General features: G+C 72.0%; 5 protein-coding genes. All 5 read left to right on the top strand.

What is annotated here, in order from left to right:
* The first annotated feature begins 112 nt into the window (after positions 1–112).
* The 5 genes from mshD (at position 113) to pstS (ending at position 6,687) form a co-directional block, all read left to right on the top strand.
* The gene (gene mshD, locus ACFVX9_RS36560) at positions 113–1,087 is read left to right on the top strand and encodes a mycothiol synthase (protein WP_380562775.1); all 975 of its coding nucleotides are present in this window, start codon (positions 113–115) and stop codon (positions 1,085–1,087) included.
* Between the two features lie 320 nt (positions 1,088–1,407).
* Positions 1,408–3,585, top strand: coding sequence for an RNA degradosome polyphosphate kinase (locus tag ACFVX9_RS36555; RefSeq protein WP_380341897.1), 2,178 nt, complete (start codon positions 1,408–1,410; stop codon positions 3,583–3,585).
* A gap of 103 nt (positions 3,586–3,688) precedes the next feature.
* Positions 3,689–4,777: a CHAD domain-containing protein gene (locus ACFVX9_RS36550; protein WP_063348288.1), complete on the top strand. Its 1,089-nt coding sequence runs from the start codon at positions 3,689–3,691 to the stop codon at positions 4,775–4,777.
* 19 nt (positions 4,778–4,796) lie between these two features.
* Positions 4,797–5,288 carry an NUDIX hydrolase gene (locus tag ACFVX9_RS36545; RefSeq protein ID WP_380487306.1) on the top strand — a complete coding sequence of 164 codons (492 nt, stop codon included), beginning with the start codon at positions 4,797–4,799 and terminating at the stop codon, positions 5,286–5,288.
* 268 nt (positions 5,289–5,556) lie between these two features.
* A complete protein-coding gene (gene pstS, locus ACFVX9_RS36540) occupies positions 5,557–6,687 on the top strand; it encodes a phosphate ABC transporter substrate-binding protein PstS (RefSeq protein ID WP_380380164.1) in 1,131 nt (376 codons plus the stop codon).
* Positions 6,688–6,757 lie beyond the last annotated feature (70 nt).

The following is a 6,757-nucleotide window of genomic DNA, read 5'->3' as shown; positions in this document are numbered from 1 at the left end:
AGGGGGGACCCTGTGGGAGAGTAGGACGCCGCCGAACAATCATTCACAGAGAACCCCCATCCGGGAAACCGGATGGGGGTTCTCTGCATTTCCGGTGACGTATCGTCGGGGCATGGACGATCAGACAGCGGTCATTGCGAACAGTGTGCTCCGCCCCGAGCAGCGCGACGGCGCCCTGCGCGTTCTGGCGGACGCCCAGGCGGTGGACGGCCGGGCTGCCGTGTCCGAGCAGGGCCGGCTTCGGCTGCGTTCCTCGGATACGCCGCGCCCCGGCGTGAGCCACTTCATCGAGAGTGAGAACGCCGCCGCCGTCGGTTACGGGCAGCTCGAAGTCCAGGAGGGCTCCGCCGCCAATCCCGCCGCCAACCCCGCCGCCGAGCTGGTGGTCGACCCGGCCGCCCGCGGCCGCGGCCTGGCCCGGCCGCTGGTGGACGCGGTGCTGGCACAGGCCCACCGGGCCGGCCGCGACGCGGTGGACTTCTGGGTGCACGGCGGTCATCCGGCGGCCCGGCACCTGGCCGGCCGGTACGGGGCCGAGCTGGTCCGAGAGCTGCGGCAGATGCGCCGCACCGGGCCGCAGACCGAGGCCGTCGCCGTCCCCGAGGGCGTCGAGCTCCGGACCTTCCGCCCCGGCGAGGACGACGCCGAGTGGCTGCGGTTGAACGCGCTGGCCTTCGCCCACCACCCGGAGCAGGGCTCCTGGACGGAGCGGGACCTGGCCGAGCGGCTGGCCGAGCCCTGGTTCGATCCGGCCGGTTTCTTCCTCGCCACCCGGGGCGGCAAGGTGGTCGGCTTCCACTGGACGAAGGTGCACCCGGCCACCGCCACCGAGCCGGCGCTCGGCGAGGTCTACGTGGTCGGGGTGGACCCGGCCGAGCAGGGCAGCGGTCTAGGCCGTGCCCTGACCGCTGCCGGTCTGCGTCACCTGACCGGTTCGGACGCCGGCGAGCGCGGACTGGAGACGGTCCTGCTCTACGTCGACGCCGACAATCCGGCCGCGGTGCGGGTATATGAACGACTGGGGTTCACCATCCACGAGGTGGACCTCATGTACCGCGTCCAGTACCGCGCGGACCAGGCGGCCTAGGACCGGACAGGACCTACAGGACCGGGCAGGGCCTAGCGGCTCCGGGCGGTCCGGGGCAAGGGGTCGGACGTCACCGGCCCTTGCCCCGACCGACTCAGCTTTCCTCCTGGCCATGCGGTGTTTACCGTGGATTCAATTGCTGCCGCGAAGATCACAGGATGAAGTCCGTAGTGTCTCGCTCGTGCAGAGTCGACCGCCACGTGCCGGCCGGCCCTGTACGGACCGCGCCCGGCGGGTGGGCGTTGGCCCTGGGCGAGGACGACGGCCCGCAGAGCCATTCGCGTCCGGACGACGTCCTGCTGCTGGAGGAGCTGGAGCCCATGAGCATCCCCCGCCCCGTCTCTGCCTCGCTGTCCCCGCCGGCCAGGATGTCCGGTGCGCTGGGGATACCGCCCGAGCTGCCGGCCGAGGACGAGCAGGAGTTCGACGCACTGCCGCAGGGCCGCTTCCTGGACCGCGAGCGCAGTTGGCTGGCGTTCAACGAGCGGGTCCTGGAACTGGCCGAGGACCCAGGGATCCCGCTGCTGGAGCGGGCCAAGTTCCTCGCCATCTTCGCGAGCAACCTGGACGAGTTCTTCATGGTCCGGGTGGCCGGGCTGAAGCGCCGGATCGCGACGGGCGTCGCCCAGCGCAGCGCGTCCGGCCTCCAGCCGCGCGAGGTGCTGGACCTGATCTGGACCCGCTCGCGCGAGCTGATGGCGCGGCACGCCGCCGCCTTCCAGCAGGAGGTGCTGCCGGACCTCGCCACCGAGGGCATCGAGGTGGTCCGCTGGCCGGAGCTGGCCGAGAAGGAGCAGGCCCGGCTGCACACCCTGTTCCGGCAGAAGATCTTCCCGGTCCTCACCCCGCTGGCGGTCGATCCGGCGCACCCCTTCCCGTACATATCGGGGCTCTCGCTCAACCTGGCCGTGGTGGTGCGCAACCCGGTGTCGGGGCACAAGCACTTCGCCCGGGTGAAGGTGCCGCAGTCGCTGGCCCGCTTCCTGGAGGCCTCGCCGCAGCGTTACGTCCCGCTGGAGGACGTGATGGGCGCGCACCTGGAGGAGCTGTTCCCGGGCATGGAGGTGCTCGCCCACCACGCCTTCCGGGTGACCCGCAACGAGGACCTGGAGGTGGAGGAGGACGACACCGAGAACATCCTCAAGGCCCTGGAGAAGGAGCTGATGCGGCGGCGTTTCGGCCCGCCGGTGCGGCTGGAGGTCGAGGAGTCGATCGATCCCTACATCCTGGACCTGCTGGTGCGGGAGCTGAACATCACCGAGGCGGAGGTCTTCCCGCTGCCCGGTCCGCTCGACCTGACCGGTCTGTTCGGGATCGCCGAACTGGACCGCCCGGAGCTGAAGTACCCGAAGTTCGTGGCGGGCACCGCCCGCGGGCTGACGGACGTCGAGTCGGCGTCCCAGCCGGACATCTTCGCCGCGATGCGCGAGCGGGACGTCCTGCTGCACCACCCGTACGACAGTTTCTCCACCTCGGTGCAGGCCTTCCTGGAGCAGGCCGCCGCCGACCCGGACGTCCTGGCGATCAAGCAGACGCTGTACCGCACCTCCGGTGACTCGCCGATCGTGGACGCGCTGATAGACGCGGCGGAGTCGGGCAAGCAGGTGCTGGTCCTGGTCGAGATCAAGGCGCGCTTCGACGAGCAGGCCAACATCAAGTGGGCCCGCAAGCTGGAGGAGGCCGGCTGCCACGTGGTCTACGGCCTGGTCGGGCTGAAGACGCACTGCAAGCTGTCGCTGGTGGTCCGGCAGGAGGGTGACACCCTGCGCCGCTACTCGCACGTCGGCACCGGCAACTACCACCCGAAGACCGCCCGGCTGTACGAGGACCTGGGGCTGCTGACCTCGGACCCGCAGGTCGGCGCCGACCTCTCGGACCTCTTCAACCGGCTGTCCGGTTACTCGCGCCGGGAGTCCTACCGCCGCCTGCTGACCGCCCCGCGCGGCCTGCGCGACGGGCTGGTCTCCCGGATCCACAACGAGATCGCCCACCACCGGGCCGGCCGGCCGGCGTACGTGAAGCTCAAGGTCAACTCGATCGTCGACGAGGCCGTGATCGACGCGCTGTACCGGGCCTCGCAGGCCGGCGTGCCGGTCGACGTCTGGGTGCGCGGGATCTGTGCGATCCGGCCGGGCGTGCCGGGGCTGAGCGAGAACGTCCGGGTCCGCAGCATCCTGGGCCGCTTCCTGGAGCACTCCCGGGTCTTCGTGTTCGGCAACAACAGCGATCCGGAGGTCTGGATCGGCAGCGCCGACATGATGCACCGCAACCTGGACCGCCGGATCGAGGCGCTGATGCGGATCACCGACCCGGCCCACCGGGCCGAGCTGTCCGGCCTGATCGACCTCGGGATGTCGGACGAGACCGAGTCCTGGCACCTGGGGCAGGACGGCACGTGGACCCGCCACTCGCAGGACGCCGAGGGCCGGCCGCTGCGGCACGTCCAGGATCTGCTGATCGACTCGCGCCTGCGCCGCCGGGCCGCCGCCTCGCGCTGACGCGACCACTGATGCGAGCCGCTGGAACCGCAGGGGACCGGTTCCAGCGGTCGGCCACCAGCCCCGGGGGGACGAACCCGGGGGAACGGGGATCTACCACGCCATGACCGATGCGCCGATGACGGCCCAGGCGGCCGCCACCACGACCGCCGGGGACATCCTCTCCAGCCACCTCACCGCCCAGGCCGGCGCGTTCCTGCGCGCCCTGCCGCTGACGGTGGGCGAGGTCGGCGCCAGACCGGGGACGGCCGCGGTCGTCCCGGCGGCCGGTACCGCCGACCTGCTGCGGGCGGTCCGGCGGATCGGCGGGCTGCTGCACACCTTCGGCTCCGTCTTCGAGCAGGCCTGGGCCCAGGAGTCGCGCACCGAGCTGCGCTGGCTGCTCAACCTGCTGGCGCTGGAGCCCGGTTACGTCCGCCGCTCGGCCCGGCTGCTGGGCGCGCTGGACTCGCTGAGCGGCAGCGATCCGGACGGGACGGGCATGCTGGCCGGGCACGTCGGGGCGCCCAAGGCGCGGGCGCTGCTGGACCGGCAGCTGACCCTGGCCCGGACCAGGGCGCACTCCTCGGTGCTCCAGGAGCTCCGGTCGGCCCGGCTGCACGCGCTGGCGGACCGGATGACGCTGCTGGTCGGCGATGCCCCGCTGCTGGAGTCGGCGGGCGGCCGGGCGCCGGCGGTGCTGCTGCCGCAGGCGGCCGCCGCGTTCACGGCGCTGTCGGCGAGCGCCCAGCAGCTGCCGCTGCACCGGGCCGCCACGCCGTACGGCGGCGACGGGCTGCGCCGGCTGGGCGCCGTCCCGGCGGCGCGCGGCGCGGTGGACGCGGACACGGCGCTGGCGGCCGACGACGCGCCGTGGGCACGGACGCGGATCCTGGTGAAGCGGGCCCGGTACGCGCTGGAGGTGTGCGGTCGCGGGTCCGCCGAACTGGACGAGCTGGACGGGGTGCTGGGCCGGCACCAGGAGGCGGCGGACGCCGCGGTCACCGCGGCCACCGCCGCGCGGACCCCGCGGATCACCCCGGCGACCGCCTACGTGCTGGGCGTGGTGCATGCTGATCAGCGACTGGAGGTGGAGGCGGCGCGGTACGCCTTCGGCCGCCGGTGGCCCGACCTCCCGCCCGGCCCGGACGGCTGGCCGGACCTCCCCCCTGCCGAGGGCTGGGGGCATTCCCCCGCACCACGGACGGCCTGAATTGCGCGATCGCCTGAGCATCGGGCCGGCAGCGGACGCGGCCGCGACCGGGGCGGGGCACGCCCGGGTGATCCTGGCGGCGGGCGCGGTGCTGTGGCTGCCGGGCCGGCCGAAGAAGAGCGGCCGGCTGGGGCGGCCGCGGATCGCGGTGATCCACCGGCCCAAGTACGACGACTGGAGCCTGCCGAAGGGCAAGCTCGACCCGGGGGAGGGGGTCGTCGCGGCGGCGCTGCGCGAGGTGCGCGAGGAGACCGGGTTCGCCTGCCTGCTCGGTCCGGAGCTGCCGGCCCAGCACTACCTGGCGCAGGGCCGGCCGAAGGAGGTGCGCTACTGGGCGGCGGTGCCGTCGAGCGGGGCGTTCCGGCCGAACCGCGAGGTGGACCGGCTGGAGTGGCTGCCCGCCGGGAAGGCCCGCGCCCGGTTGACGCACGACCGCGACCGGTTGCTGGTCGACGCCCTGCTGGCGATCCTGGGTGCGAAGCCCGTACGGGCGAGCGGTCACCATCGGTGAAGGGCGAACGGTCACCTTCGGTGAAGGAACGGTGGAAGTGATCTCGTCGCGCCCTTGCCGTGACGCAACCGTGACTACCTGACGTAGTTTCCTGTCATCCTTTCGAGGTTCACTCTCCGTTCACTTGTGACCGGCTGTCGTGTCACCTACCCGGCCTAACTTCGGGTTTACCGGAGGGCCGAACGGGCCCCGGACCACAGCAGAACCCGCGCTCCGCCGTCCTCGCACGGCCCGCGCGACGGGCAATGCCACAGAAAGGGACACCCCTGTGAAGCTCCAGCGGAACGGCCGCTCCAAGGCCCTCGCCATCGGTGCCATGGCGCTCGTCAGCTCGCTGTCGCTCGCTGCCTGCGGCTCGGACGACAACGGTGCCAAGGCCGCCGGTGGCTCCAGCGGCTCCGCTTCGGCCGCCGCTGTCAACTGTGGCAAGGGCGGGACGCTGCTCGCTGCGGGCTCGACGGCTCAGGCCAACGCGATCGACGTGTGGAAGACCACCTACGGCGCGTCCTGCTCCGGCACCACCGTCAACTACAGCGGTGGCGGCTCCGGCGCCGGTGTCCAGCAGTTCAACCAGGGCAAGGTCGCCTTCGCCGGTACCGACTTCGCGCTCAAGCCCGCCGACGTCGACACCTCCAAGACGGTCTGCACCGGCGGCAAGGCGATCGACCTGCCGCTGGTCGCGGGTCTCGTCTCGCTGGTCTACAACGTCGACAACGTCGACAACCTGGTCCTGGACGGCCCGACCTCCGCCAAGATCTTCGACTCGCAGATCACCAAGTGGAACGACCCGGCGATCGCCGCCCTGAACCCGGGCGTGCAGCTGCCGGACGCCGAGATCCAGACCGTCCACCGTTCGGACGACTCCGGGACCTCCTACAACCTCACCTCCTACTTCGCCAAGACCTCCGGTGGCGCCTGGACCGCGGCGCCGGAGAAGGCGTGGAAGGGCAAGGGCGGCCAGTCCGCCCAGGGCAGCGCCGGCGTCTCCGCGCAGATCAAGCAGGTCAAGAACTCCATCGGCTACGCCGAGCTGTCCTACGCGCAGAGCAACAACCTCAAGAGCGCCAAGATCGCCACCGGTGCGGCCAAGCCCGTCGAGGCGACCGCGGCCAACGCCGCCCTCACCTTCGCCTCCTCCACCGTCGTGGGCACCGACGGCGACCTCGCCCTCTCCCTGGACTACGGGACCAAGGCCGACAACGCCTACCCGATCATCCTGGTGACCTACGAGATCGCCTGCGACAAGGGCAACAAGCCGGAGAACCTCGAGAACCTCAAGTCCTTCCTGACCTACGCCGTCAGCGACGCCGCGCAGAAGGCGATCGGCGACAAGGGCTACGTCCCGCTTCCCGCCGCCATCAGCGACAAGGTCAAGGCCGCCGTCTCCTCCCTGGCCTGACCCGACAGGAGCACCGGTGGGACGGCCCCGTGAGCGAGGGGGGCCGGGGTCGTCCCACCGGAACGCACCG

The sequence above is a fragment of the Kitasatospora sp. NPDC058243 genome (genome assembly GCF_042882025.1).
Lineage (GTDB): Bacteria > Actinomycetota > Actinomycetes > Streptomycetales > Streptomycetaceae > Kitasatospora.
The sequence above is the reverse complement of the archived record's forward strand: the minus strand, read 5'-3'. Positions and strand labels throughout refer to the sequence as shown.